Annotated in this window: 28 protein-coding genes; 9 read left to right on the top strand and 19 right to left on the bottom strand. The window is 53.4% G+C overall.

All coding sequences use genetic code 11. The features are described from left to right. Positions 1–130 precede the first annotated feature (130 nt). The 14 genes from SYN7336_RS19720 to SYN7336_RS19660 all read right to left on the bottom strand — a co-directional run bounded on the left by SYN7336_RS19720 (position 131) and on the right by SYN7336_RS19660 (position 9,686). Positions 131–757, bottom strand: a complete 627-nt coding sequence (locus SYN7336_RS19720; protein WP_017327666.1) for a LysE family translocator — start codon at positions 755–757, stop codon at positions 131–133. A gap of 95 nt (positions 758–852) precedes the next feature. Beyond that, positions 853–1,434: a Uma2 family endonuclease gene (locus tag SYN7336_RS19715; protein ID WP_017327665.1), complete on the bottom strand. Its 582-nt coding sequence runs from the start codon at positions 1,432–1,434 to the stop codon at positions 853–855. Positions 1,435–1,487: 53 nt separating this feature from the next. Beyond that, positions 1,488–2,156, bottom strand: a complete 669-nt coding sequence (locus tag SYN7336_RS19710; RefSeq protein ID WP_017327664.1) for a DUF2301 domain-containing membrane protein — start codon at positions 2,154–2,156, stop codon at positions 1,488–1,490. Between the two features lie 2 nt (positions 2,157–2,158). After that, positions 2,159–2,326 carry an SAM hydroxide adenosyltransferase gene (locus SYN7336_RS31240; RefSeq protein WP_227498546.1) on the bottom strand — a complete coding sequence of 56 codons (168 nt, stop codon included), beginning with the start codon at positions 2,324–2,326 and terminating at the stop codon, positions 2,159–2,161. Between the two features lie 42 nt (positions 2,327–2,368). Then, on the bottom strand, positions 2,369–3,373 hold the full coding sequence (locus SYN7336_RS28305; RefSeq protein WP_017327663.1) for a hypothetical protein: 1,005 nt from the start codon (positions 3,371–3,373) through the stop codon (positions 2,369–2,371). A 595-nt stretch (positions 3,374–3,968) separates the two neighbouring features. Continuing rightward, positions 3,969–4,772 (bottom strand): S-adenosyl-l-methionine hydroxide adenosyltransferase family protein, encoded by an 804-nt coding sequence (locus tag SYN7336_RS19700; protein ID WP_017327662.1) that lies wholly within the window; start codon positions 4,770–4,772, stop codon positions 3,969–3,971. Continuing rightward, complete coding sequence (locus tag SYN7336_RS33110) at positions 4,772–4,909, bottom strand: DUF6760 family protein (RefSeq protein WP_369791888.1); 138 nt, start codon at positions 4,907–4,909, stop codon at positions 4,772–4,774. The genes SYN7336_RS19700 and SYN7336_RS33110 overlap by 1 nt, the downstream gene beginning before the upstream one ends. 17 nt (positions 4,910–4,926) lie before the next feature. Further along, positions 4,927–5,331 carry a hypothetical protein gene (locus tag SYN7336_RS19690; protein ID WP_017327660.1) on the bottom strand — a complete coding sequence of 135 codons (405 nt, stop codon included), beginning with the start codon at positions 5,329–5,331 and terminating at the stop codon, positions 4,927–4,929. A 37-nt stretch (positions 5,332–5,368) separates the two neighbouring features. Next, complete coding sequence (locus tag SYN7336_RS19685; protein ID WP_017327659.1) at positions 5,369–5,752, bottom strand: hypothetical protein; 384 nt, start codon at positions 5,750–5,752, stop codon at positions 5,369–5,371. Further along, the gene (locus tag SYN7336_RS19680; RefSeq protein ID WP_017327658.1) at positions 5,752–6,249 is read right to left on the bottom strand and encodes a phage tail protein; all 498 of its coding nucleotides are present in this window, start codon (positions 6,247–6,249) and stop codon (positions 5,752–5,754) included. The genes SYN7336_RS19685 and SYN7336_RS19680 overlap by 1 nt, the downstream gene beginning before the upstream one ends. Positions 6,250–6,266: 17 nt before the next feature. Then, positions 6,267–6,749: a phage tail protein gene (locus SYN7336_RS19675; protein ID WP_017327657.1), complete on the bottom strand. Its 483-nt coding sequence runs from the start codon at positions 6,747–6,749 to the stop codon at positions 6,267–6,269. Between the two features lie 65 nt (positions 6,750–6,814). Beyond that, the gene (locus tag SYN7336_RS19670) at positions 6,815–7,312 is read right to left on the bottom strand and encodes a phage tail protein (protein WP_017327656.1); all 498 of its coding nucleotides are present in this window, start codon (positions 7,310–7,312) and stop codon (positions 6,815–6,817) included. A gap of 48 nt (positions 7,313–7,360) precedes the next feature. After that, entirely contained in the window at positions 7,361–9,052 is a 1,692-nt protein-coding gene (locus tag SYN7336_RS19665) for a phage tail sheath C-terminal domain-containing protein (protein WP_017327655.1), read from the bottom strand. Positions 9,053–9,152: 100 nt separating this feature from the next. Beyond that, a complete protein-coding gene (locus tag SYN7336_RS19660; protein WP_083885828.1) occupies positions 9,153–9,686 on the bottom strand; it encodes a Pvc16 family protein in 534 nt (177 codons plus the stop codon). Between the two features lie 207 nt (positions 9,687–9,893). On the opposite strand from SYN7336_RS19660, the gene SYN7336_RS26910 reads away from it, so the two are divergent. The 4 genes from SYN7336_RS26910 to SYN7336_RS19640 all read left to right on the top strand — a co-directional run bounded on the left by SYN7336_RS26910 (position 9,894) and on the right by SYN7336_RS19640 (position 15,564). Further along, positions 9,894–11,147 (top strand): sensor histidine kinase KdpD, encoded by a 1,254-nt coding sequence (locus SYN7336_RS26910; protein WP_162139126.1) that lies wholly within the window; start codon positions 9,894–9,896, stop codon positions 11,145–11,147. A gap of 433 nt (positions 11,148–11,580) precedes the next feature. Continuing rightward, complete coding sequence (locus SYN7336_RS19650) at positions 11,581–12,258, top strand: response regulator transcription factor (RefSeq protein WP_017327652.1); 678 nt, start codon at positions 11,581–11,583, stop codon at positions 12,256–12,258. Between the two features lie 3 nt (positions 12,259–12,261). Continuing rightward, on the top strand, positions 12,262–13,539 hold the full coding sequence (locus SYN7336_RS19645) for a DUF4255 domain-containing protein (RefSeq protein ID WP_017327651.1): 1,278 nt from the start codon (positions 12,262–12,264) through the stop codon (positions 13,537–13,539). A 30-nt stretch (positions 13,540–13,569) separates the two neighbouring features. Beyond that, positions 13,570–15,564 carry an ATP-binding protein gene (locus SYN7336_RS19640; protein WP_017327650.1) on the top strand — a complete coding sequence of 665 codons (1,995 nt, stop codon included), beginning with the start codon at positions 13,570–13,572 and terminating at the stop codon, positions 15,562–15,564. A gap of 416 nt (positions 15,565–15,980) precedes the next feature. On the opposite strand, the gene SYN7336_RS29220 is transcribed toward SYN7336_RS19640, so the two are convergent. Together SYN7336_RS29220 and SYN7336_RS32775 are read right to left on the bottom strand one after the other, a co-directional pair. Next, complete coding sequence (locus SYN7336_RS29220) at positions 15,981–16,238, bottom strand: Txe/YoeB family addiction module toxin (protein ID WP_071590821.1); 258 nt, start codon at positions 16,236–16,238, stop codon at positions 15,981–15,983. After that, complete coding sequence (locus tag SYN7336_RS32775; RefSeq protein WP_017327648.1) at positions 16,222–16,485, bottom strand: type II toxin-antitoxin system Phd/YefM family antitoxin; 264 nt, start codon at positions 16,483–16,485, stop codon at positions 16,222–16,224. The genes SYN7336_RS29220 and SYN7336_RS32775 overlap by 17 nt, the downstream gene beginning before the upstream one ends. A gap of 343 nt (positions 16,486–16,828) precedes the next feature. Here SYN7336_RS32775 and SYN7336_RS29215 point away from each other — a divergent pair, with 343 nt between their 5' ends. Then, positions 16,829–18,187 carry a DUF4157 domain-containing protein gene (locus tag SYN7336_RS29215; protein ID WP_227498545.1) on the top strand — a complete coding sequence of 453 codons (1,359 nt, stop codon included), beginning with the start codon at positions 16,829–16,831 and terminating at the stop codon, positions 18,185–18,187. A 79-nt stretch (positions 18,188–18,266) separates the two neighbouring features. On the opposite strand, the gene SYN7336_RS19620 is transcribed toward SYN7336_RS29215, so the two are convergent. Continuing rightward, positions 18,267–18,788: a hypothetical protein gene (locus SYN7336_RS19620; RefSeq protein WP_017327646.1), complete on the bottom strand. Its 522-nt coding sequence runs from the start codon at positions 18,786–18,788 to the stop codon at positions 18,267–18,269. A gap of 396 nt (positions 18,789–19,184) precedes the next feature. On the opposite strand from SYN7336_RS19620, the gene murQ reads away from it, so the two are divergent. Both murQ and SYN7336_RS19610 read left to right on the top strand, forming a co-directional pair. Next, positions 19,185–20,096: an N-acetylmuramic acid 6-phosphate etherase gene (murQ, locus tag SYN7336_RS19615; RefSeq protein ID WP_017327645.1), complete on the top strand. Its 912-nt coding sequence runs from the start codon at positions 19,185–19,187 to the stop codon at positions 20,094–20,096. 69 nt (positions 20,097–20,165) lie between these two features. Then, positions 20,166–21,368 carry a glycosyltransferase gene (locus tag SYN7336_RS19610; RefSeq protein ID WP_017327644.1) on the top strand — a complete coding sequence of 401 codons (1,203 nt, stop codon included), beginning with the start codon at positions 20,166–20,168 and terminating at the stop codon, positions 21,366–21,368. Here SYN7336_RS19610 and SYN7336_RS26900 read toward each other — a convergent pair. Beyond that, complete coding sequence (locus SYN7336_RS26900; protein WP_017327643.1) at positions 21,290–22,660, bottom strand: glycosyltransferase WbuB; 1,371 nt, start codon at positions 22,658–22,660, stop codon at positions 21,290–21,292. The genes SYN7336_RS19610 and SYN7336_RS26900 overlap by 79 nt on opposite strands. 522 nt (positions 22,661–23,182) lie before the next feature. Between SYN7336_RS26900 and SYN7336_RS31235 the strand changes: the two genes are divergently transcribed. Then, a complete protein-coding gene (locus tag SYN7336_RS31235) occupies positions 23,183–23,326 on the top strand; it encodes an SDR family oxidoreductase (protein ID WP_156820242.1) in 144 nt (47 codons plus the stop codon). Between the two features lie 178 nt (positions 23,327–23,504). Here SYN7336_RS31235 and SYN7336_RS19600 read toward each other — a convergent pair whose 3' ends face one another. Next, a complete protein-coding gene (locus SYN7336_RS19600; protein WP_017327642.1) occupies positions 23,505–25,367 on the bottom strand; it encodes an ABC transporter ATP-binding protein in 1,863 nt (620 codons plus the stop codon). A 187-nt stretch (positions 25,368–25,554) separates the two neighbouring features. Here SYN7336_RS19600 and ccsB point away from each other — a divergent pair, with 187 nt between their 5' ends. Next, a complete protein-coding gene (gene ccsB, locus SYN7336_RS19595; RefSeq protein ID WP_017327641.1) occupies positions 25,555–26,565 on the top strand; it encodes a c-type cytochrome biogenesis protein CcsB in 1,011 nt (336 codons plus the stop codon). Positions 26,566–26,599 lie beyond the last annotated feature (34 nt).

The following is a 26,599-nucleotide window of genomic DNA, read 5'->3' as shown; positions in this document are numbered from 1 at the left end:
GACTACCGCTCTCTGGCTGTGGAGGCTTATCCGCTGGGATGCCTGTGAAACAGCAACTCTCACTCGTGAGTCTGAGAAGCTCCCGCTAGACCCGTAGGGTTAGCGGTGAGAGTAGTCACGTTGTCTGATACTAGGTTTTTGTAACCAAAAAAACGCCAGTACCAATCATTACACTACCAGCAGTCACATTCATTCCCTTTTTTGTTCTAGGGCTTGTCAAAAGCAATCTAGATTTATCTGACATATAGGCATACCCTAGCTTTGCTCCGCCGACTGCGATCGCTGCAATAACCATAATGATGCCTGTATCCAAAATGGACACACTAGACAGATCGAGAAAAGCGGGAAGAAAACTTAAATAAAATAAAATTGCTTTTGGGTCACCTAGGGTAATCAAAAGTCCACACAAGAAATTAGAAAGCCAAGATGATTCTGCAACTTTATGGATTTTAACAGACTGTGATTTCGATCTCCACAACTCTATTCCTAGCCATATAAGATAAGCACTTCCACAGTATTTTATCAAAACAAATAGGCCACTCATCATTTCAGAAAAAGACCATAAACCCAAGACAGCCAATATAATGAATATTAAGTCGCCAACCACGATCCCTAAAACTGTAGTCAGGCCATGAGAAAATCCAGATGCAATTGTTCTGGCCACCACAGTGAAGACACTTGGGCCAGGGATCGTAGCCAGAACAAACATGGCTCCGAATAACGCAGCAGCATTGCCAAATGTCATACTGATTTCCATAGAAAACCTCACGCTCTCAATGCACCCGCCACAGATAATCCTTTCGACGGTTGAGTGAATTTGGCTTGTTATATTGATGCGATCGCTCTTACATTTTATGGAGCATCAATATCGATGTTTTCATAGAGTGTTATGATTTCGATTTGAGTTTCAAAAGTACTCAATGAGAATGTGGTATTAGGCTCATCATATTCTGAGAGCAGCCATTGATTGGACGCCGTTTTGACGTAATGTTCTACATGGATACTGTACTGCTCGACGAGCAGATATTCGCGAAAGCTATCAATACTGCGGTAAGCAGAAAATTTCTCGCCGCGATCGTAGTCTCGCGTTGATTTAGATAGCACTTCAGCCAAAAAACAAGGGTTTATCACTGTGTCAGCACGCCCGGTCTGAAGTTGTAAGGGTTTTTCGACAACCATGACATCGGGATAGGTATAAAGATTGCGAGCAGGAACCCAAAGCCGTTGATCGGTTGCAAAAATACGGTAGGGTTTGCCCCGCAAAGAAGATTTGAGCAAGGCTGCAAGGTTAATCGCCAATTCATTATGGTCAGGTGTACCCCCGGTCATAGGAGTAATGGTTCCATTGCGGTATTCGCTGCGGATCTCAGATGCAAGTTCGAGGTCGAGATACTCTTCGGGGGTGTAGACTCGTTGTTCTAGTACCTGTGTCATGGTGGGATTGTGACTCCTAATGCTCCAAGCTATAGGTTTGCGAGACCGATCGCCTAAGAAGCCTCCGCAGGCACATCCCCCCGCCGCACCGCTGCCAAATATTCAAACACCGACTTGTCCCCAATATCCGGCGGAATCTCTTGAAAGGTTTTGCGCAACGCAAAGACTAAAAAGAGGGCTGCCCAAGCCACTAACAAGCCCCGCTCCCCCTCCAGCGGCAACAATCCGAATAAATGTCCCAAAAGTAACGTGGGTATCATTGGCGTCAGCAGTTTCGTTTCCAATCGGTTAAAGCAAAACGCTTCTTTGACAAACAATCCCGTCAGGGCAACAAAGGTGAATCCAACGCCCAACAGAGTTAAAGGATTGTGGTAGACCGCGATCGCCAGAGGTTCGGGCGCGAAAACCACCGCTGTGGCGATCGCCGCCACTGAGCCCATCGCCCAAAACACCTGCAGTGCCCGATGCAGGGAGACCATATAAATGTGGATCGTCCACAGCGCCACCCCCATCGCAATTGAAAACACGGCGTACAAACCGGCGATCGCCCACTGTACCGCCAAAGCTTGCGGCAGCCACATCGCCAACCCCGTTGCCACCGCGAAACAGAGGGCCGCCACCATCAGCGCAGCTCGATAGACCACAACACCCCGGCGATCGCCCTCGTTAATCTCAAACTGACCGAACTGTCCTCGATAAACTTCCGCTTGTGCTCCAGGCATCACTAAACTCCCGCTCCGCATTCGAGCTTTACTTCTACCTTAACGCCATAGTCTAACCGCAAGCGATCGCGAGCATTCCCTCCATTCACCGCAATTTCCACCCAACCGTGACTGCCTGCCAGTGCATCGGGATTATCATTCGGTGATTGTTTACAACGGAAGTTAAGCACAAATTCATATTGCTTTGCACACTTAATGAATATTTTATAGTTTTAGCTTGTTGATTGCCATTCTTCTAAAGCAGCCAATAAGATGTTGGTGCTAGGATTTTTAATGGACTCCCTGAAAAATTCTGCTCCTCCTGATTTCAGAGCTTCGATCGCACGCTGCTTAAATTGAGGTTTTTTCTCGATTTCTTCTATTGCTTTTGTTGCTACTAACATCTGCCCAGATAGTGTGTCATTTGGATGAGCCTCAGAGATTTTCTCTAGTAAACGCTGAAGTTCTGATACTGTCTCAGCTAAAGACTGTGTTTGTTCTGTCGTATGTACAAAACCTTTATTGACTCCTACTGAGAAAGGGCCTACCTGATAGAAATAACCTGGGGGTAGTTTCTGGGAACCTTCTTGAAATTTAGACTCTTCTGCTACAGATTCTTGAGTCTCTTCAGTGCTATTTGTTTGGGTTACTACTTCAGCGTAAATACTTGACGCAGAGAATTCTCTTTTAGAAAAGGCTTTTACGTTGGCAATCCTTGTGTTAGAAAGCTTGAATGTGTAACTGAGTCTTTTGCTTGGGTTGCTCATAACCTCAACAATTTTATTTATAAGATTGTCTACTGAGGCTTCATCTGTCACCACTACCAAATCTTTACTTCCAGCAGTGGTTTCTACAACGAGGCCGTATTGCTTGGCTTGAGCAAATCCCTGTTCGATCTGATATTTAGAAACTCTAGTAATTTCGCAAGTACGATAAACTTTAGAATCTAACGTAATTAATTGATTGGTGATTAATAAAGTGCGCGCCGCCTTTGAATCTGAAGAAGTCTTATCCTCAGCCGATCTCAAATCAAAAATTCGCTTTTGTTCATTCCATGAAACAAAAGCCGTACCAATAAAAAAGCTTAAAGCAACAACAAAGCTCGACGGAGCACCTCCAGTGATTAGCAACACGAACACAAAGCCAATAAAGACAGTAGTTGTTTGCCGAACTAAAGAACTAAGACCAGCTTTGGCTTCTTCATAAAGGGTGACTTTCTTACGACTTGTTAGAGTCATGACTACTACCTCGCCTTAATTCTCGGAGATCTATCCAGAACCGCCCAATTATTCGACCAGCCAGAATAATCCAAAGGCAAAAATCAGAAGTAATGATTATAAAACAAGCATAACGCGATACGCCTAAGGCATTCTCTTGCAAACATACATCAAAACTAGCGAAGTCTTTACCAATGATTATGCGGCCCACCAAACCGGGAAGCTGTAGCAATGTGCTGAGAGCGATCGCATCTTGGACTGAGAGATAAACTGTTCGCCATAAGCCCCCCATCAAGCCTTGTCCCAAAAGATCTATAGGCTCCCAGATATTGCTTAAGAATTGTTGCACGAACCGACCTGTGACTGTTTGCACTACTGGAAGGCTGGGGTCTGGTTTAACAGGTGGCTGGGGAGAAGGTTGACTCATCTAAGCTCATGTTTGACTGGCTACTCTAAGCGATCCTCTCTTACTATACGGTTCACTGAATGCGATTGTCTCATTCCACGCTTAAGGCATTAACCGAAAGTTGCTCGACACAGAACGGGTTCAGCTCCCTGTCTGACGCGGACACCAGTAGAGCAGCACTTGGATATTCAACTCAGACAGCCAGTATCGCTAAACTCCCAACTTGTTTTCGAGCTTTACTTCTACCTTAACGCCATAGTCTAACCGCAAGCGATCGCGAGCATTCCCTCCATTCACCGCAATTTCCACCCAACCGTGACTGCCCGCCAATGCCGCTAACTCCCCCACGGCAACATCGCCGTAGGTCGTCACTACCGGGATGGCTGTCCCAGCAGCGATCGCCAACCACTGTCGGCCTCGCACCACCTCGCCCGGAATAGTAGAGATGGCGTTGCCGAAGCGATCGATCGCCTGAATGCAGCCGACATAGGTGTCTCCCTCGCGATCGCAGCCCAGCCCCGGCAGCTCCACTAACGAACCCAGATCGATCGCTCTCCCCAGCGCATTCAACGGCACCCCACTGGCCAAATGCGCCCCCACCGGGGCAAAAATATCGCGTCCGTGAAAGGTGGAACTGGGTTGGGGCACCCGCCAGTAGGTCGGTTCGGTCAACTCCACCGCCGCGATCGCCTCAAACTGTTCGAGTACGCCACTAAACAGACCGTTATCCGGCCCCACCAGGAATCCGGGCGCGATCGCGATCGCCACCCCTCGCCGCGCCGTGCCCACCCCCGGGTCCACCACCGCCACATGCACCGTTCCTGCCGGGAAGTACGGGACGGCGTTCATCAACTGAAAGCGAGCTGCGAAGCGATCTTGGGGGGGAATGTGGTGGGTCAGATCCACAATCGCAAGCTGGGGGTTGAGGCTGGCGATCGCCCCTTTCATGACTGCGACATAAACATCCTGGGTGCCAAAATCTGTCAGTAGGGTGACTAAAGGGAGCGCGCTCATTAGCCCTCGCCACTCCCTCGCCCCCGTAGCTGGGCGACCTCTTGCACCCAGCGACGGCGATCGCGATGTTCCAAGTCCAGAATTTCCTGCAGCGACCAATGACAGTGCAGGGCGAGAAAGGCTACCTCCTGGTGCAGTTGTTCCGAGGGGTAGCCTAAGACTCCCCCGACAGTGTTAACTCCACCTCAAACGCGTGACTGCATTGGGGGCACTGGGTCGGAACGTACGGGTGCCCCTGCTGATTGATGCGGTTGTAGAACTCGCGCAAATAGGCCAAATCGCTGGCAAAGAGATTCTCTAAATCTTCGGCAGTCACAGCGGTCAGCGAGCCTAGCTGGGCGATCGTGCGGGCTAACAGGATGAGAGTTCCATAGGCAGGCTCTTGCCTCACCCTGACATCTTTCTGCATCGCCAACTCGTCCCGCGCCGTCGCCAAGCGCATGCGTCCCTGCTGGTGTACCTGTCCGGCATCGTCCAGCAAACCGCGCGGCAACTGGAACTCAAATGCTGTGGTGGGTAAGTCCAAACTCGCAGGTTCCGATAGGGCCAATGGGGTCATGTTCGCAGCCTCAAGCTTGCTTCACTGGAGCAACCGTCTAATCCTCTTCCAATTCGTTAATCTGACGGTAAAACTTCTGCAAATAATTCAAATCGCAGGCAAATAAATCTTCGATCGCGGCTGGAGACACCTCGCTCAAAGCCCCCAACCGCACAATCACCCGTGCCAAAATCACCACCGTGGCATAAGCCGGATTGGCCTTCACGCGCGGATCGCGCAGCGGTACGATCTCGTCCATCGCCCGAGCCAACCGCATCACCCCCTGACGATGGAGCGTCCCCTCCGCATCCACATACCCCTTCGGCAATTCAAACTCGAACTCCGTTTGCAGCCCAGCCACTTGCGGCCTCCGACGCTGCTCTGGCGGTGCAGTGTCTTGCTGGGGCGATCCCTCCAAGTTCAAAGGGTTATTGAGTTGCATCACGATGCTGGTACCCGAACGCGTCTGAGATCTTCAACGGCAAGTTCGATCTCTTCGATATTGAAGTCGCCACTTTTGACATCTAGATCCGAGATCTGATAGCTGACTGGCCAAGCCCGCTGAAACTCCCATCGCACCTGCTGCTTGGCTGCTTGATTGTAAATCGTCAGCGATCCCTTCTGCCGCTGTTCGCTCCAATTGCCCTCCTCCACCTTCTCGACCCAATCCCACAAGCTACTCGACGTGGTGAGACCGCGCTTCAAGGTGAGATTGCTAAAGGTGACATGACCCGGGATCTTCGTGCGCGCCAAGCGCCCTCGCGAATTGCCATTCTTACCCCACTTTTGCGGGGTAACCTCCACAATCTCAGTTACCTCTTGCGAGTATTGAAACCCGCTGCACTCCATAAAGTAACCATCCACCGGCTCTTTGCTGCCATCCAGCTTGAGCTCCAGATAGAAGCGGGAGTTGGTGAGAATTTCGGGAAATGTGGCCATATCGATCGAGGTAAGAGTTACGCGGCCCGCACAACCTTGGTGAAGTATAGCTCCAGCGTATCTTCAGCCAGTTGACCGCCACTGTCCACCGACAGACTGCCGATCTGTTTTTTAGTGCCGGGGAACAGATCCGTATAGTTGAACCGCATGGCCTCACTGCCGTTGGGATCGTAAATCACCAGCGAGCCTGTTTTGCGGCTATCCATTGCCTTCGAAGCCCCCCCCGTAAACGAGTCGGGGTGGCAGTCGTTGTACCAGTCCGACAGTTTTTTCTGATCGGACTCGTTGCCAGCAACATAGGTGAGCGTTACGGTGCTGTTGTATTTGACCCCACCAACCACTGCTTGGGTTTGGGTTTTGGCATCTTTAGTGACGCCAATGGGAGCATCGCCGCCAGCCACTTCCATTTCAATTTCAGGGCCAGTGACGGTTTTGACCAGGAGAGAGGTTATCCCGTCAATTTCGAAATAGAACTTCGAGCTAGTTAAATACTGAACCACTGTTGGTCTCCTGAATGGCCTCAAACTCGACCGAAAACTACATCAAAGCTACATCGTGAAAGACCCTACATCGTGCGATTGAACTTCTCGCAGGTCAGGGTATAGGTTTCCTCAATGTAACCATCGCCCGTGACATCTAAATCGGCACACTTGTATTTAGACGGCCAAGCTTCCACAAACTGCCACTTGGCAATTTCGTTACCGTCGGAATCGTAGGCGGTAATACTGCCTTCTTTTTTGTTGTCATCCCACTTGCCTTTGCCGCCATTGGAACTGGGCAAACAACTCTCAAACCACGTGTATAGCTCTTTGCTAGTGCTGCCGCCATCGCCGCTAGCGATGCAAACGCAGTCAATCGTAAACAATCCTTCAAACCCAGCGGAGTTGACTTGCCAAATGGTTTTGCCATCTTTGGTGCTGCCGATCGCCTGTTGTCCCCCCTGCACTTTGGGGGTGTAGTCGGGGATCGTGACGCTTTTGAAGACGGATTTGTCTCCCTCCACCACCCCCGAGATTTCCAAATAAAAACTACTGGGGGCAATCGGTTTAGTCAGTTCTGCCATCGCACTGGCTCCTTACGCGCGCTCGTGTTAACTGTCTGCCTCCAAACCCTACTGGTTCGGAGCCCACTGGCTGATACGGAAGATGACAAATTCAGCCGGACGCACCGGGCAAACCCCGACCTCGACATAGAGACGACCTTTCATAATCGTGTCTTGGGTGTTCAGTTCGCCATCGCACTTGACATAGAAGGCTTCGGCAGGAGAGCCGCCAAATAACGCCCCATCTCGCCACAGGCCCTCTAAGAAGCTGCTGACAGAGCGGGACACGCGAGCCCACAGGTCGGGATCGTTGGGTTCGAACACCACCCACTGCGTCCCCATCTCAATCGATTTTTCGATGTAGCTGAGCAGTCGCCGCACGCTGATATAGCGCCATTGAATATTGTCGGGTTCCACCAGCGTGCGCGCCCCCCAGACCTTAAAGCCCCGGTTGTAACTGGAGAAGTTGCGGATGCAGTTGATCCCCTTGGGATTGAGCAATTCTTGCTCGCGCATGTTGGTTTCGTAAGCCAAACCAATTACGCCTCTAGGGGTTTCATTGGCAGGGGCCTTAAACACCCCTCGATCTTGGTCGGTGCGGCACCAAATGCCCATCATGTGACCGCAAGGGGGCACCAGGATCGGCTTGCCTGCATTGGCTGGATTCGGCACTTTAATCCACGGATAGTAGACAGCACCGAACATCGAACGGCGGTTGAAACTGGTCAGCCACTCGTCTACGTGCTGCGGCTTTTGAGCTGCAGGCGAGACCACTTCGCCATTCTTAATGGGAGGCGGATCGAGCACAGCCATGCGGAAGGGGGGGCCGGGGAACGAATTTTCGCAGTAGCTCAACATCGCTTCCATGACGCCGTGGACCTGATCGATGTCGAGCAATGCTTGCTCGAAAGCCCACATCAGATCGGGGCAGGCAATCATGGCAATGTCATCAATCTCAAAGATCCCCTGCAAGCCCTTGCGATCGGCCCGCGAACCGTGAATGCCGCGCGTCAATTGGCTGACTTGCTCGATAAAGGGGGGCGGCCCTTCGACTGGATAGGCTCCATTAGCCGGACGTTGGGCGAGGGGTCTACCCGGCCCGCTCAGATCGGTGGCTTGAACGTAGGGGTTGTTGTCCTCCTCGTTCAAGACCGCCACGACATAATCGGCTACGGTACCGCTGGCAGCATCGTCCATCGTCAGATGCTCGAATACGCAGGGCGCTCCATCGACCTCGAGGATGTTTCCGGCCTGCTTGAGCGTCACTTTAAAGTATTCACCCGTGTCGAGGGGCGGCTCGTCGCCTGCCGCTGGCGGTTTGGGCGAGCTGTCGGAAATCTCGACAACGATTTCTGTATCGTCTTCGTTGCGCAGATTGAACTGTAACGCAGGACGACTGCCCGCAGTCAGTAATTTAGTGCCGGTGTCTTCCAGCGCGGGTTTTGCAGCACCGGGCTCGAGCGTGCCAATGCTGGCCACCCAACAGCGTCCGCCACCGTTGTCGAACCAGCCGCGCACCGCAAAGGGCAAGTAGGCATCAAAGTCGGTAAAGCCGGGATGTTCGGAGTCGGGTTTGCCAAAATATTCCAGGAACTGACTCCAGTTGGTAATCATCATGGGTTTAAACAGTTCGGCATCCCCCCGGATGGCCTCGGTAAACCCAATGAATCCTGCGACGCTGAGACTGACCCCTGCAATCGGGCGAGCGCCCCGGTCGACTTCTTCAACGTAAACGCCTGGGGCAAAGTAATCTAATGGCATGAACGGTTATCCTCCTTCAACAACTCTTGCGAACTTGAGATGTGCGGGTTTCGATGCGATCGCCGAGCGCAATGCTCTATAGCTGTCGCATCTGCCAGATTTAGGGCGGAGCGAGTGCTGCTGAGGGCGATCGCTTCAGGGACGGTGCAGTCTGACGATGGGTCGGGACTATCACCTTGACGGAGAGGGACGGCCGTAGGGGAACCCCTAAAGCCAGCCACAGTCCTGGCAGATCGACCTGCTCTTCTGTGGCGACGTGCAACCGCAACTGACCGCGTCCCCGCAGAGTGGGAGCGAGGACACCATCGGGTAGAACGCGGTATTTCCATAGCAGCAAGAGGGCATCGGAGAGAATCTGCTGCTCTCCTAAGGCTGTAAATCCCCAGGCGCTAATCAGAAAAGAAATCGCAAAGCTTTCGGGTACTGCTTCTGTAGCGCGGTCTGCAAGTGTGGCAGACCGGGCGCGCAGGTCATAACAGTACAAATTCAGGCCAGCATTCTGTTTCGATTGGCTGCGAGGACTGCCAATGTGGATATGCTCGGGGTCGATTGAGGAGCTTCCAGCCGAGAGCAGCTCTGCCAATGTTTGAGTCACAGCCGCAATCATGAGGTCCGAAGGGGCAGTGGAGAACATGCTCTACAGGGTAAGGAGGTCGCGTTCTGTCTGTTATTAGACTTTGGTCTACACCTAGGATGGAGGCTGGCGATCGAGGCGCTTCGGCCGGGCGATCGCTTTCGAGGCAGACGTAAAAAAAAACTTAAAACCCTTTAAAGTTAACGTTTTCGGTTCGTTTTAGCGATGCTCTGCCGTTACTATCGCACTAAAGACCCATTCGTGTCGGTGGCTAGACGCTGGGGTGTGGTTTCGCTGAGTTGGGTTCGAAGCACAGAGGGCAGCAGCAATATGCGGGATCTGGCAACGCCTGAGGATCTGTCTGGCGTCTCTCTATCTGGAGATCGAGTGGCGTTGCCTTCTTCGATCTCAGCTGCCGACCTACAGTCTCCTCAAAGCTCCGATATCGAGGCAGTTTGCCGACGGCAAGCGGTACAGCTTTCAGACAGTCTGGCAGCCCTTGCCGTGCGCCTAGTTTTCGCTCGATCGTCTCGCTTGAAGCTCCCCACGATCGCCGCCTGCCACCCCGAGTTCGAGGAGAAATTGCTGCCCCCTTTACCGCCGGAGAAGATCGCGAGGTTGCCAGCGATGGAACTCTTAGCGATCGATCGCTCCTCCAGCGATCGCCGCCCGTTGGCTCCCTCTGTCTATCTCTATCGTTTCGACAGTTTGGGGCCGCCAGATCCCTCTTATTTGCTGGTGTGTACCCCCACGGCTCTGACGAACCGGCAGACTGTTGAGGTAGAGCAGCAGGCTCAACTCCTGCAGGATTATTTAGTCGTCTGTTGCGATCGCGATCGCCATCGCCAACAGTCGCAAGCTCTCGAACTGACGCTGCAGCAGGGGGAACACCAACTGCGCAACCTGATGGCTCTGGCGGCCCTGCAAGCAGAAAATCTTTTCTGGGCACTGCCCGCCGGCCCGCTGCAGGAGCAAGCCTCTGCCCTGCGGACGACTGCCAGTCAGCTCGGCGATCGGATCGAGCAGTGGCTGCGGCAAGCCCCAGTTCGCGCGCTGCAGCTAGCCCGTCACGATCTCAACGAGATGGCAGAGGAAGCGATCGCCCTGCTGGAACCCAGCCTCACGGCCAAGCACCTCCACATCCGCTACTCGAACACATCTGTCCTGCTGGCGGTCGATCGCACTCAAATCGTGCAAGTGTTTGAAAATCTATTCAGCAATGCCATCAGTTTCAGCCCGCCAAACACCACCATTGACTGCAAATGGCAGATCTTTCGTCGCGAAGTGGCGATCGATATCTGCGATTGTGGGCCGGGACTGTCAGAGCAGGATTTAACCTCTGTGTTTTTGCCCCACTATTCTCGCCGTCCGGGTGGCACGGGAATGGGGTTGACCATTGCCAAACGCATTGTGCGGGAGCATCGAGGGGATATTTGGTGCCAGCAGATCCCCACTGGTGGCGCTCAGTTTTCATTTACACTCAGTCGAGAATTGTGCGCGCCGCTTGCGAGCGATCGATAAGTAGAAATCGCAGGTTTTTACGGAATTGACTTGTTAAAAATGGTTTGAAGTATGTACGTTTTCGGTTTGATGAAACTCGACTCAACCCCGAGATTCTGTCTCGCGCGCAATTCAACTGACAAACTTTTGTTTCTTTTTGAGAATGTATTGTGTCTCAGTTTCAAGCTGTAGAGATATTGCGTGAAAATATTTGGAAGGATTTTCGCGAGGGGGTCAGTGCCTGATACATAGTGTTGAGTAATGTGTTGAGTAATCGATCGCAAATGTTCGATAGGCTGACTCGCCACCCCCAGAATTCGCAGCTCGAAATTCTAATCGTTTTCACTTATGCCCCCAACCTTTGAGGTCTTTAGCTTTAGCTCGCATCCCGAACAGCTCCCCCAAGTTGGCTGAACGGTATGCGGGCAGACTGTCGCAATTCAGTGAAACAGCTATGAGTGCAGCCCCATCGCTATCAATTTTGCTGGTGGATGACGAGCCTCAATTTCGCCAGGGGATGCGGATGCTGTTGGGTTTTTTCCGGCAGCAGGATTGGGAACGGGTACAGGTGGTGGGGGAAGCCGCCTCGGCGGCTCAGGCGATCGCCTTGGCCCGCGAACAGCATCCTGCCCTGATCTTGCTCGATCTGGAGCTGTCGGCAGAAGATGGCATTGCCGCATTGCAGGGGCTGCGCGAGGCGGAATTTGGCGGTAAAGTACTCGTGCTCTCGGCCCATCGCGAGGACGAATGGGTGTTTCGATCGATGCGGGCGGGGGCGAGTGGTTACCTGTTTAAAGATCGCTTGGTGAAAGAGTTGTCGGAGGCGATCGCCACCGTTATGCGCGGCGACATTTATCTCTCTCCAGAGATGGCCAGCGGATTTTTCCGCATGTTCCATTTCTATGCCGGTCAGCCCCTGCAAGCCTGTCGGGAACTGCATTTAACCGAGCGAGAGCAGGAGGTCCTGCACTGGCTCGTGCAGGGGGAATCCAACGAATCTATTGCCCGCCACCTGTACGTGACGGTTGCCACGGTCAAGGCCCACCTCACGGCAATTTTCGACAAGTTACAGGTGCGCAGCCGCACCCAGGCCATTGTCAAAGCCCTCAAATTGGGATTGGTATCGGGATAGACCATGAGCAATCACCTCGCGATCGCCACGGTGACCGCTGTTTTGCAAAAAAAACTTCAGGAAGCGATCCAGCGGGATGTCGATGGTGCCCGCGTGACGGTATCGCGTCCCAATGCCGTGGAAAATGGCGTTTTGGAAATGGGGGTCAATCTCTATCTCTACCAGGCGGTGCCCAATGCCGTCTGGCATACCACCGCCGAGCTGCGCGGTCGCCAGCGCAAAGGAGAAATGGCAAAGCGATCGCGCACCGGCCTCGATTTGCATTACATGCTCAGCTTCTACGGCAACGACGGGGAACACGAGCCGCAGCGCTTGCTCGGCAGTGCCCTGCGAACCCTATCGGATCTGAATACCCTCAGAACTGAAGCTATCCAAGCGGCCATTACCGACTCCACCTTTGCCTATCTAGCCGATTCGGATCTGGCCCATCAGCTAGAAGAGATTTCCGTCTATCCGCTGGATCTGTCGTTAGACGATCTGTCTAAAATCTGGTCGGTCTTTTTCCAGACCCCCTATGCCCTGTCGATGGCCTACAAAGCCACCGTCATCATTATTGAAGGGGACGACCCAGCCCAACGGGCCTTGCCAGTGCGCGATCGCCCCTCGCTCGCGGCAGTGCCCTATCCCAGTCAGCCCGTTGTCGACGAGGTGGTGTCGCAGGCGGGTCGATTTGCGCCCATCTTGGCAGACAGTCGCCTATCCATTTTGGGCAAGCAGCTACAGGGACCCCAGACTTGGGTTCGCATTGGCGATGTCGAGGCAGTGCCGACGACTGTCGAGCCGGGAAAAGTTGTGGTGTCTCTGGCGAGCCTAGAGCGCGATCGCCTCCAGGCTGGGGTGCAGAACCTCAAGCTGGTGCATCGGCCAGCACAGCAGAGCAATGGCAGCGGTACCGCAGCTCCTGCTTTGGTGGAATCGAATGTGATGCCCTTTGTCCTCTGCCCGCAGATTATCGACCTGCAAGTGGAGACCGTCATGGCCCACGGGGACGATCTGCGCGATGGCGAACTGACGCTGCAAGTGGATCTGGCCCTCGATCCCCAACAAAAAGTGGTGTTGGCTCTGAACGAATGGTCGGTCGAACACCCTGTGGCGTATCTGTTTGAGGCCAAGCCCCGCTCTGGCCCCACGCGATCGGTGGAGTTTGCCCTCCGCGACGTGAAAGCCAGCGCCTATTTGGTCCGGCTGCAGGTGGATGGGGCCGCCTCTCCCCTCCAGGTGGACCGCGATTCCAGCAGCCCGACCTACAACTGGTTTATGGGTCCTAAATTCGACATCTAATTCCCCTTACCCCAAGCACGAGCGCGAATCATGTCCTCCCTCGATTGGCAGATGGCGAATCAGCAGTACCTCGCGGCGGCGATCGCGCGGGTGCGGCAAGCCTTGAACCGTCACATTTCCGTCCTCGAAGGAGACACAGCCAAACTACCCGAGATTCCAGTACTTGCCCCTTCGCAGCTCTCGCCCCCCTCCGCTTTAGAGCAACTGTGCCAAGCCTTTGGCCTATCGTCCTTCGAGCGGGATGTGCTGCTGTTGTGTGCGGGAATGGAATTTGAAGGTGATTGGGAAGGGCTGTTAATTGCAGCGCACGGCAATCCGCAGCGGGGCTATCCCACCTTTCAGTTGGCCTTAGAGGTTTTGCCCGAAATCCATTGGAAGGGATTGCTGCCCGACTCGCCCTTGCGCCACTGGCGAATGATTGAGCTAGGAGCGGGCAATTCGCTGGCGAATAGTGCATTGCGGATTGACGAGCGCATCTTGCACGCGCTCTGGGGCACCGATCCACTGGACGAGCGCTTGGAGCGACTCGGAGTGCCGCTATCGAGGGCAAGTGATTTGGTGCTGTCCCATCGACAACTGGCCGAGCAGATGGCGAACACTTGGCTGCAAGCATATCGGTTGAACTCAGCATTGCCCGCGTTGCAACTCTGTGGCAGCGATGGGGAGAGTAAGAGGGCGATCGCCGCTGCAGCCTGCGAATCTCTGGGACTGACGCTGTACGCTATCTCGGCTGAAGCACTGCCGGCGGATAGTGTTCAGCTGCATCTGTTTCGCTGCCTGTGCGAGCGGGAATGGCACTTGAGCCAACGGGTCTTGTTGTTGGATTGCGATTGGATTGAGCGTCGGGAGGACGAGCGAAATCGAGCGATTGCCCAATTATTGGAGGCGATCGCGACCCCATCGATCGCCTCCAGTCAGGTCCGCCGCCCCCAGCGACTGCGCCCGACCGTGACGTTTGAGGTGCAATCGCCGACGGCTGGCGAGCAGCGTCAAGTTTGGCGAGGGGTGTTGGGTGACGTGTCAGCTAGCCTGAACGGTCAAATCGATGCCCTGGTTTCCCATTTCAACCTCAGCGCAACTGCGATTCAGTCAGCCTATCTGAAGGTGGGTGGCTGGCAGGATGGGGATAGCAGCAATGAAGAAGATTCAGACCTGCAGTTGCCCCAGTTCTCGCAGCGATTGTGGACGATCTGCCGGGGGCAGGCTCGGCCGAGGCTAGATGAATTGGCCCAACGGATTGACTCGGCAGCCAGTTGGGACGATTTGGTGTTGCCGGAGAAGGAGCGCGGCGTGTTGCAAGATATTGCGACGCACGTGCGGCAGCGAGCGCAGGTTTACGAGCGCTGGGGGTTTGGCAAAAAGAGCGGACGGGGATTGGGAATTAGTGCGCTGTTCGCTGGAGGGAGCGGTACTGGCAAGACGCTGGCGGCAGAGGTCTTGGGGCATCAACTCAATTTAGATGTATATCGCATCGATTTGAGTTCGGTGGTGAGTAAGTACATTGGCGAGACGGAGAAGAATTTGCGGCGGGTGTTCGATGCGGCAGAGGAGGGCGGTGTGATTCTGTTGTTTGATGAGGCGGATGCGTTGTTTGGCAAGCGAACGGAGGTGAAAGACAGTCACGATCGCCATGCCAATATTGAGGTCAGCTATCTATTGCAACGGATGGAATCTTATCGCGGCTTGGCGATTTTGACGACGAATCTGAAGAGTGCGATCGATCGGGCTTTTCTGCGGCGCATTCGGTTTGTGGTGCAGTTTCCCTTTCCCGATGCCAGTCAGCGAGAGGCGATTTGGCAGCGCATGTTTCCCGCTCAAACGCCGACGGAGGGGTTGGATTGTCAGAAGTTAGCCAAGTTAAATGTGGCGGGGGGGAATATTCGCAATATTGCCTTGAATGCGGCATTTATTGCGGCGGATGCTGGCGAGCCAGTGCAAATGAAGCATGTTTTGCGGGCGGTGAAGGGGGAGTATGTGAAGTTGGAGCGATCGCTCACGGAAATGGAGGTGAGGGGTTGGATCTAGGATATTCGGCCCCTACTTTGCGGGTGACTGGGGTTGAGGCGATCGCCGCACCCAAATCTCCACCTACCTCTTATCTATGATTGAGTAGCGATCGGGACGGAACTAAACCGCATCCATGTTGAAACCTGGAGTTTTCAAGCGTTACACTCGGCCCCCTAAATCCCCCACCAGTGGGGGACTTGTGAGAGGCTATTGGCTTCGTTCTACAACTTGAATGACCGCGATTTGCTGGTTCGTCTTCCCCGTCTCCAAACCCCAGCTAGCACTGTCGTCAAGTCCCCCAGAATGGGGGATTTAGGGGGCGAATGCAGCGATCGACAGCGCTAGTGAGAAGGACTCATAGATGTCTCATCAAAACTACGGGTTTCAGACTAGACTCGGTTTAGCACGGCAAGTCTAGTAGAGCCTAATTTTATTCATTCATAATGTGACCAAACAGAAACCACCCGAATGATTTTCGTTTCATTGTCCACAGAATAAACAAGACGATGTTTGATATTGATTCGTCTTGAATAATACTCCTGAAGATTGCCTGATAGTTTTTCATACGGAGGCTCATGGGGATTTCGCCTTAGTATGTTTAATAAGCCTCTTACATTGGCCTCTAAATTAGCAGATCTCAATTTTGGAGTAGACTTAACTGCATTGCGACTAAACTCAATCCTCCATTCCATCTAAGCTCCTCAAGAACTCCTCCTCCGACACCCAATCATTTGCTTGTTCAGCCGCCCTCAAAGATTGCACAAATCCAGGTATAGATTGCAAGTAAAGGGTTTCCTGCAAACTATCCCAATCGTCTTTAGACAGCAAAACAGCATTTCCTTTTCTGCTGGTAATTGCTCGCGGCAGACGATCTTTATTGACTTGTTCGATCAGGCCAAATAAATTTGCTCTCGCTTCACTTGCACTGAGAATATCCACTGGCGACCTCAATACTGTACAACTTATTGTACCACTTCTGAACCAGCAGAATGCCGCAGGCGATCGCAGTATTGCTCCGTCATTGATGTCGTCTCACTGCTTTGGATGCGGTCAAACCTCGACGTTTGGATAGCTCCCACGCAGTCTTAGCAGTAAGAGAATGAACTGACTAGACATGTGACCGTTTGGGGTTTTCGCGATGCCTTCTCGACAGTCTCTGCCAACCAAAGACGCCTCTCAATCAGCGGCTATCCCAGCACAGACCCCCTTGGCATCAAGACCCTTTGCCCCCCAATCCCAGCCAGAAGCGATCGCCGAACCGAAGCTAACGCTAGAGGAGAAATTGGCAAAAATAGAGCGAGCCGGACGCTCGGGACACAGCCTAGCCAAAATGAGGCTTAACCCAAGCCAGGTCGAGCCCCCTCAACCGCTGCAGATGAGGCTGGAGATCGGCGCACCTGGAGACAAGTACGAGCAGGAAGCAGGCCGAGTTGCTCGGCATGGGGTTAGCCGGCTGCATACACCAGAACCGCAGCAGACAGATCGGGGCGATGCGCTTCAGCGGGTGGATGTACCGGATGAGGACGATGAGTTGATGATGGAGCCGGAAATGGACCCAATTCAACGGGCGGAGCTGCCGGAAGACGATGACGAGCTGAGGATGAAGCCTGTCGTACAGCAACAGCTCGGTATTGAGGGCATAGCGACTACAGCCAACTCAGATCGATCGATTAGCGCTGAAGTTAGGGCATCTAGAACAAATCGCGAGCATAAAACCGGTTTGCCCAACGCTCTAAAATCTGGAATCGAGTCTCTCTCCGGCATATCCATCGATGATGTAGAGGTTCACTACAACTCTTCCAAACCCTCCCAACTAAAGGCTTTAGCCTATGCGCAGGGTAGCGACATCTATGTGGGACCGGGACAGCAAAAACATTTACCGCACGAAGCTTGGCATGTAGTACAACAACGGCAAGGGCGCGTGAGGCCGACTCAGCAGATGGAGGGGATGGCAATTAATGACGATCCAGATTTGGAGCGGGAAGCAGATGTGATGGGAGAAAGAGCAGCAAAGCAGCCTGCAGATGTATCGAGCGAGCATAGCCCGGAAAAAGCCAATGCTTTGGATTCTCCGATTTCAAGGTTTGCTAATGACTTGCAACCGAATCGAGGCGATCGAAGCCAAGCTGGGACAGCACAATTGAGAGCAAAGCTAGCTAAAGCTCCTAAATACAATCAAAGCGGGACTATCAATGCTAATACAGCCAATGGGTTAAATAAACAAGCGCCATTCACATTTTCTGCAAAATTTGATAGTAAACCCTCTGTAAATGTCGATCCGGCTCATGGAGAAATCCGGCAAGAAATATTGTGGCAAGGCACCCGGACTATGGCAGCACATGGTGGTTTTGACACAAGACTATTTCGTGCAAATACTTGGCATGAAGATCGGGATGCGAATAATAAGCGCTATGGGCATAGGAATGATGCTTATTCAGATTTAGGACCTGGAGACGAATATTATCAAAACGATGGAAGTACTGTGGATAATGCCAGTGGGTCTATTTATAAAGGGAGCGATACGCCCGGTGGAGATAATATCACTGGAAAATGGAAATTTCGACTTTACGCAATTGACACCTCCGATAGTAATAAACGAATTGCAGAGTCAGATATCCTAGCGATTGACTGGGATAGTTAACGGAGGAATTGTCGATCTCAAGCTTTCGCGCCGAGGCGATCGCGCAAAACTCCGGCTTCAATCATGCGGCGATCGCCTTTCAAGAAACCATTTCGCCAGCGTTTTCACAACGTTTCGCTCCCACAATCCGAGTGCTACTCTCCACCGTTGTAGTCCCCCAATTGAATAGAACAGGAGAAACAGCTCGATATTCTCCTAGAACATCATTTGAGAAAACTTCCCCATAACCAAGAATGTCTACGGATATTCCATCTCGAACAATTATCCAATAAATATCTTTATCCCTGTCACATAACTTAGCGGACAATTCAACAATCTGACCATCTTTTTTAAGAATTTCCACGAACTGCTGGGTTGCAATCTCAACCGACCCACATTCATCGAGCTTAGATATAATATCACTAGTATTTTCCGTTGTTGAGTCAAGATCTTCTATTTTCCAAAAAGGTAGTTTATGTCCAGAAGCAATGCTTGTCGAAAGACGTCCTGCTGAGTCAATTTGATGGAGAGAGCCAATATGCTCAATGATTTTTTCAAGACGCTCTTCAAGATTGCCTTCTCCCCGATCGATCAGTGTTACTGCCCAAGGTTGACTGTTCATAATGGTATAGGTTTCTTACTTCTTCTGGGGGTCCCGCCGGTAGAGTTTGCCTCCCAAGTATGTACGTGAGGTGGTCCTAAATGGTCTGGGCGTCTGCTGCCGTTAGGGTAGGTCGGGCTAGTGAAGTCAATGTCTTTTAGGGGCTTTCCCTTTGTATTAAACTCTCTCCCTTGATAAATCCTTTGATTCTTGCAATCCCATCTTATTCGAGTATGAGGGCCTCTTGCCTTTGGATCGGGGTCGGGGGGTCCTAATCTTCGTGGTTGTTCGCCTTCATAGACTAGAGTTCCATCACTGTAGTAAGAGTGTATTCTATTCATTAAAAATATACAGCCTCCCCTTTGCTCTAGTTTATTGATACTCTCCTGACAAGAGTCAACTCTCCCCAAATCTTCCATGACAGATCTCAGCGATCGCGGCAATCTCCTGACCGAAGCCCTCAACCCCGCCAGTGAAAATTTAGACCAGCTTTCGACCTTGGAGTTGGTCGATGTCATCAATGCCGAAGATGCCAAGGTGGCGGTGGTAGTCGCGCAACAACGGGAGGCGATCGCCCGCGCGATCGATCTCGCTGCAGCATCCTTGCGCAAAGGAGGGCGGCTGGTTTACGTGGGGGCTGGCACCAGCGGACGCTTAGGAGTTTTAGATGCGGCAGAATGCCCGCCCACCTTTCAGACCGATCCGCAGCAGGTGCAGGGGGCGATCGCGGGTGGGTTTGAAGCCTTGGTGCGCAGTGCGGAAGGGAAAGAGGACGAATGGGCGGCGGGAGTGGCGGAGATGGTCGAACGCCAGATTTCGGCAGTGGATGTGGTGATGGGGATTGCGGCGGGTGGAACGACCCCTTACGTACGCGGGGCATTGGCTGAAGCTCGCGATCGCGGTGCCGCCACCCTGTTTTTTGCCTGCGTTCCCGAAAACCAAGTGCCGATGGAGTGCGATGTCAATCTGCGCGTGTCGGTCGGTCCCGAAGTCTTGGCGGGCTCCACCCGCATGAAAGCGGGAACTGCCACGAAGCTGGTGCTGAATGCGATTTCGACGGGGGTTATGGTGCAGTTGGGCAAGGTGTATGGCAATTTGATGGTGGATGTGGCGGTGACCAATGCCAAGCTACGCGATCGCGCGATCCGAATTCTGACAACGCTGACAGACTGCGATCGGCCAGAGGCGGAAGCATTATTGGAATCTGCCGAATTACAGGTGAAGCCAGCCCTATTGATGTATTGGTCGGGCTGCGAGTATGCGATCGCCCAAAGTGCCTTAGCACGAGCGGATGGCAACTTGCGCGTTGCTCGCAACCAACTTCGCTAGGCGATCGCCATCTATGCGCCAGCGCCAAAATCTTTCACAATCGATAGCGAGATTGAGCGAGGCAAAAGAATGCTTCCGGTTTTAGCTGGAGTAGTGCTGGTTAGCAAAGGGATATTGGGGGTGGCGATCGCTGCCTCGATTGCCTTTTACTGCTTCTGTACCTACTGCACCCTCGGCTTTCAGACAGAACGTCCCCAACCTCAGGGCAAGCCTCAAAGACAGCCCTCAGCTCCCCTGCCTGTCTCCATCTTGATTCCCGTCAGAGGGGTCGATCCCGGCGCAATGGCCAACTGGACCTCCTTCTGCCAGCAGCACTACCATTCCCACTACGAAGTTCTGTTTGGCGTTAAAGATCCTGACGACCCCGCCGTGCCGATTTTGCAGCAATTGGCCGCTCAATTCCCAGAGCGCGTGCGCCTGCTGGTGGGGCTAGAGCCGCGCGGGATCAACCATCAAATCAGCAATTTGATCTACCTGTTCGAAGCCGCCCAGTACGAAACGATTATTTTGGCAGACAGCGATATTCGCGTCGGTGCCGATTACTTGAGTGCGGTCGTCGCCCCTCTCGCCGACCCAGAGGTGGGATTGGTCACCTGTCCCTATGTGGAAAAGCGACCGCGATATATCGGAGCCGCCCTTCACACCCTCAACCGCTGCACGGAATTTATCCCCAGCCTGTTAATCGCCCGCCTGCTCGACGGCGGCCTGCGCTGTGCCCTCGGCCCCACCATCGCGACTCGCAAATCGGTGATGTCTACTTTCGGCGGTCTCAACTCTGTGGCCAACCGGATTGGCTCTGATTACCACATCGGTAAAATGACTGCTCAATCTGGCTATCGCGTCGAACTGTCCGGCTACGTCCTCGACAATGACGGCGGTAACGAGTCCGTCGGACAGGTGTTTGCGCGAGAACTGCGCTGGGCTCGCACCATTCGCATCAATCGCGGCGCTCAATATTACGGCATGGCCTTTACCTTTGGGACGGTTTACGCTCTCCTGCTGTTACTCGTCTCGGGACTGGCCCCCTGGGCGATCGCCCTGTTTTTCGGGGTTTGGGCAGTCCGAATCATGCAGGCAGCGATCGCCATCGTCCGACTCAACCGCCCCCAGCTCTGGCGCTGGATGTGGTTGTTGCCCTTGCGGGATGGCATGAGCTTCGTCATTTGGTTGCAAGGTAGCTTTGGCCGCAGAGTCTACTGGCGAGGTCGCTGGCTGAATATTGGGACAGAAGGATCGCTGGCCGAGGCGCGAGGGGGGTTGAGCGAGGGTTGAGATGGAATGGGAAGCTCGGCTGGCCAAATCTCCTCTAGTATTTGAGGTTGGCGAGCATCTGACACCAGCGTTTGCAATTCCTCTGTCACCCGCGACAGAATGGCCCTCTTGCTCATATGCTGCTCTGCATACCGGCGCGCGTTTCTGCCCAGCTCGGCCCGTTCTTCGGGGCGATCGGCCAACTGCAAGAGCAGCTCGGAAAACTGCTTCACATCTCCCGGCGGTACCAAGCGGCCGCAACCGGAGGATATAACCGCCGAGCCGACTGCTGTGGACGGTAGTGCTGTTGCCAACACCGGACGTCCGCTCGCCATCATGCCGGTCAATTTGGAAGGCATGACCAAATCTGCCACTGAAGCAGACTGTATTAATGCGTGGATGTCGGCCAGGTTGAGCAGTTGATTGAATTGCTCGATGGGGACGAAGGGCAGGAAGGTGACATTCTTTAATTCTAGAGAGCGAGCCAATGCTTCCAAGCGCTGCTTCTGAGGGCCTTCTCCCGCCAACACGAAGTGCAGCTCGGGATGCTCCCTGAGGCGATCGGCGGCATGGAGGAGTAAATCTAACCCTTGCTTGCTGCCCATACTACCGGCATACAGGGCGACAACCTTGTCGGCAGACAGCCCCAGCGATGCCCGCAGAGGGCTCGAACAAGGCATGGGATACATCCAATCGGTATCCACCCAGTTGGGGAATAGGACCGTTCGGTCGGTCGGAATGCCTTTGCTGTGAAGGCGCGCGAGCATGCGATCGGACAAGGTCGAGACCGTATCGAATTGCTTCATCAACCAGGCTTCGATACCGTACAGTCCCCGCTCCAACCAACTAGTTTTGGGCAACATCCCCAAACTGAAGGCAGCATCGACTTCAAAATCTTGAATGTGCAGCCAACTGCGGGCTCCGCTCACTTTAGCCACCAAGGCGGCCACGGGCCCGGAAGAAAAGGGAGGCTCTACCGCCACAATCGCATCGGGACGCCAGCCGATTTGCCTCAGCATAACTGGCAAGCTCGATACCGCGAAAGACAGCAGGTGAAGCACTCGATGCAGGCCAGATGGATTTTTCTTCACCCAAACGGGACAGCGGAACACGTCAACGTCCGCGATGCTTTCCCGACAATAGGCCCAAGCTCGATAACCCGGATCGATTTGCCAGTTGGGATAGTGGGGCAGGGCCGTCACCACTCGGACTTCGTGCCCCTGCTGTACCAGCCATTCCGCCATCTCACTCGTAAACTTGCCGATGCCAACCAGTTCTGGAGCGTAGTTTGTCCCGCAAATTAATAAGCGCATAATCCAGCTCGAAGTGAGGTCCGTAGATTTCTCAGAGAAAGCTCAGAAATATCTGATATGTGGCATCCTCTTGTCTATAAATATCGAGTAAATTGCAATTTTGAACGATTATACCGCAAAAACACGGAGATATTGCCTGTCGAACCGGAGCCTAACGCTCGATCGTACTTAAAACATCAGTGTATTTGCTGGAAAATCATCCAATTGGGTAGCTTCGCGACTTCGACCTATCTATAAGCCTCGAAGTCGTCCAGGCATGGATATTGAGGGAGTCAGCCGAGAAGTTGACGGAAATAAAACACTCGCAAAACGATTGAGGTAAGATCTGGCCTAGTTCGTCTCAAGTAGAAAGCAGAATCGGTTTCCGCACAACAGAAATTTCACGCAAGTCAGCTGGCGATCGCGATCGAAGCGGAAGCCAAGCTGCAGGCGAGCTGAGTTCGGAGATCGAGCCCCGTCACTTGGCCCGATTTTTACTGTGCTTGCACCAGGGAATGGCCTTGGTCGGTCGGGTACTAGAAGATGACTCGCAGCTTGCTGGCGTTGTCGAGACCACTCAAACGGTACTTGGGAAGAACTAAAGCAGTGCTGTTTCTGGCTAGCGATGAGTCTTCATTTGTCTTGGGTGAAGAGATCTTAGTGGATGGCGGCTGGGCCACGTTGTAAGGGTCAATTTTGAGTGGCGATCGCTCGGGGCATAGAGAATGTTGCCTGTGTCTTCTTCTTGTGCTTCGATTCTTGTGCTTCGATTCTTGTGTTTCGATTCTTGTGCTTCGATTCTTGTGTTTCGATTCTTGTGCTTTGACGCGAGCGCTCTTCTGTGGGGGAACGTTGGCTGATTACCCTAGCTTTGCAATGACTGTAAATTGTAGAGACTGGCGTAGATGCCATTCAGCGCCATCAACTGTTCGTGAGTGCCCTGTTCCTTCAGTTCACCCCGCTGCAAGACGAGAATGCGATCGACATTGCGAATCGTGGCGAGGCGGTGGGCAATGATAATGGCGGTACGATCGCGCAATAACGTCTCTAACGCATCCTGAATCAACGACTCAGTGCCCACATCCAAACTGGCAGTCGCCTCGTCCAACACCAAAATTTGCGGATTGCGCACCATTACTCGAGCAAAGGCCAAAAGCTGCTTTTGACCGGACGATAAATTATTGCCCCGCTCCCGCACTTCCGTCTCGTAACCTCGGGGTAAGTCCAGAATAAAAGGCTCCACATTCATTAACTGTGCCGCCCGCCGAATCTCCGCTTCGGGATAGTCTTCCCCCAGCGTAATGTTGTCCCGAATATTGCCGGAGAACAGAAAGGGGTCTTGCAAAATGGTGCCCACATGCCGGTGCAGATCCGCTTGCGCCAGATCGCGAATATCAACTCCATCGATCGCAATGCTGCCCGAGCTGGCATCGTACAAGCGGGCCAGCAGCCGGATGATAGAACTTTTGCCCGCTCCCGTCGGCCCCACCAACGCCACTTTCTCGCCGGGACGAATCGTAAAGCTGAGATTCTTCAACACCAACTCGTCTGGCTTGTAACCAAATGAGACTGCCTCGAACTGTACTTCGCCGCGCATGGGGCTGGGTAGGGGGATGGGATGGGCGGGATCGGAGACGGCGATCGGCAACTCCAACATGCCAGTAATCCGCTCCACTGCCGTAAACCCCGCCTGCAATGACGTGAATTTTTCGGCCAATTGGCGCAAGGGATTGAAAAACTGCGACGAAAACAGAATGAAAGCATACAGTGTACCGAAGGTGAGGGGCTCAGCAGCCCGCTCTTGCAGAGAATTAGGAATAAACGGCAGGCTTTGGGCCACTAACGTTTCCCCCTCCACGGCAACCGTTTGTAAAATCTCTTGCCCTCCCAACCACAAGATCCCCGCCAATCCCAGCCAAGAGACCCATTCCAAAATGGCTGAGAGGGTGGAATCGTACAAAATCGTCTTGTCCACTTCGCGGACATATCGCTGGTTGGTGTCGTAATATATCTCGCTGTTGTAAGTTTCTCTGCGAAACATTTGCACGACGCTGACGCCGAGGATGTTTTCCTGCAGCAGGGAGTTGAGGGCAGAGAGCTCTTCCCGCACCCGGAAATTGGCATTGCGATAGAGCTGCTGCAGCCAGACCACTAGCAAAGCGATCGGGATAATCAGGCCGATCAGGAAAAGGGCCAAATTCCACCGCTGCCACAGCATGATCCCGGCGATCGCCACCAGAGTGACTAGATCGCTGACCACCCCCACCGCCCCAGTGGAGAAAACATCCCCCAAGGCTTCCACATCGCTGGTAATGCGGGTGATCAGCTTGCCGACAGGGGTACGATCGAAATAGGAAGACGACAGATTGGTGATGTGGCGAAAGAGATCGTTACGGATATCGCTGGTGAGCAGTTGGCCCAGCTTTTGGCTGGTGAATCCTTCTAGCCCCTGGAATACGGGTCGCAGGAGGCCGACGGCAAGGAGGGCCGCAATAAATTTCCACAACCCCCCGAGCTGTCCCGAGGCGATCGGACCGTCGATCGCCCCTTGCAGAATGGCGGGTTGAATGGCTTGCGAGATGGCGAGGGGGGGCAATAGGGCGATCGACAAGGCTAGCAGTCGCCAGTGGGGGCGAGCGTAGGGCCAGAGTTTTCGCAGGAGCCACCAATCGCTGTGCTCGGGACGAGTCTTGGGGCGTTTGGAGGCAACAGGGGTAGCTGCAGTCATGCAATTGCGCAAAGCGACATTCTCTCAATCCTAAGGGACTTCGAGTGGCCTTTGCCCTGCCACTGCCGCGAGCGATCGCCTAAACTGATAGATGCATCGCTGTGCTTCGCTTTTGACTGGAATGGCCTAGAAGTTGCCAATCTCCGAGCGATCGCCATCCCAAATTTGTTTTTAAACGGGTGACCGTATGGATTTAGCTGCTCTGCAAGAACTGCTCGACAATAGTGCTTTTGCCGTCTTGTTTGCGGCGATGGGCCTGTATTGGATATCTGCTGCATTTCCTCGCATTCCCGCGCTGCAGGAGTTGGGCACAGCAGCGATGGCGATCGGCAATTTATCCATTGCCTCCCTCCTGATCGCCCGCTGGATCGACGCCGGATACTTCCCTTTGAGCAACCTCTACGAATCCCTGTTTTTCCTGGCCTGGGGGGTCACCACTATGCATCTAGTGGCCGAGTGGATGGGGCGCAATCGCTTGGTAGGGGTGTTTACCGCCCCGTTAGCGATGGGCATTGTGGCATTCGCTGCCTTCAGCCTGCCCGTCGAAATGCAATCTTCCTCGCCGCTGGTGCCCGCGTTGCAGTCCAATTGGCTGATGATGCACGTATCGGTGATGATGTTTAGCTATGCCACGCTGATGGTGGGCTCCGTATTGTCGATCGCCTTTTTAGTCGTCACTCGCGGTCGAGTGGTGGAGCTGAAGGGGAATTCCTTCGGGATTGGAAATACTCGCTCGGGCCGTGGAGAGGGGGCGAGCGAGCGAGCAGAAGGTGAATCGGAGGATTCTGCTGCAATCGGAGCGGCCACTACAAATGCTGGTGTGGCGGTGTTGGAGCGATCTCAAACTGCTGTGGCTTCTGCACTGACACCTCAAAAACTGAGCTTAGCCGAAGTGCTCGACAATCTCAGCTATCGCTTAATTGGCCTCGGATTTCCCTTGCTGACCATTGGCATTATTGCGGGAGGGGTATGGGCCAACGAAGCTTGGGGCACCTACTGGAGCTGGGATCCGAAGGAAACTTGGGCCTTGATTACCTGGTTGGTTTTTGCCGCTTATCTCCACACCCGCATTACTAAAGGCTGGCAGGGACGCCGTCCGGCAATTTTGGCGTCGGCGGGGCTTGTTGTGGTTTGGGTGTGCTATCTAGGGGTGAACCTATTGGGGATTGGCCTCCACAGTTACGGCTGGTTCTTGTAAGCGTTGAAAAACTTAAGCTCAGTCAACAGAACGA

The organism is Synechococcus sp. PCC 7336 (genome assembly GCF_000332275.1).
Lineage (GTDB): Bacteria > Cyanobacteriota > Cyanobacteriia > Thermostichales > PCC-7336 > PCC-7336.
Note: the sequence above shows the minus strand (reverse complement) of the source record. Positions and strands in the feature narration are given on the sequence as shown.